The 389-nt window shown below is 38.3% G+C and carries 1 protein-coding gene; it reads left to right on the forward strand.

Annotated elements, in window-relative coordinates:
• Positions 1-236: 236 nt before the first annotated feature.
• On the forward strand, positions 237-389 hold a 153-nt coding region (locus BCT81_RS05605), incomplete at its 3' end, for a nucleoside 2-deoxyribosyltransferase (protein WP_198596848.1).

Here is a 389-nt window from a genome sequence, read left to right on the forward strand (position 1 = left end):
CATTCTACTCACCGTCACACTCTTGCCTTAAGTGACCACAAAGCAGCCTCAAAGTAATATTCAAATTATGAGCTTAAGCAAAACAGTACCAACGAGTCGTTTTTTAAACCATAAAGCTAAAAACACACCAAAACCACACGTTAGCAAACCGTGTACTTTCGGTTATTACTTAAACAATCCAATAGATAAAAATATCAGCACAAACCCAAGCATTGTTGCTAATCAGGAGTTAAACGTTGAAACGCATTTATCTAGCAGGACCAGAAGTATTTCTAACTGACGCTGTCTCTATCGGTGATCAAAAGAAGAAGATTTGTGAAGCTTATGGCTTCGAAGGTATTTTCCCACTCGACAATATTCTAGAGTTGAATGAACCTAGCCCTCAGCAA

Origin of the sequence: Vibrio sp. 10N.261.52.A1, from assembly GCF_002876325.1 — a bacterium.
Classification (GTDB): Bacteria; Pseudomonadota; Gammaproteobacteria; order Enterobacterales; family Vibrionaceae; genus Vibrio; species Vibrio chagasii.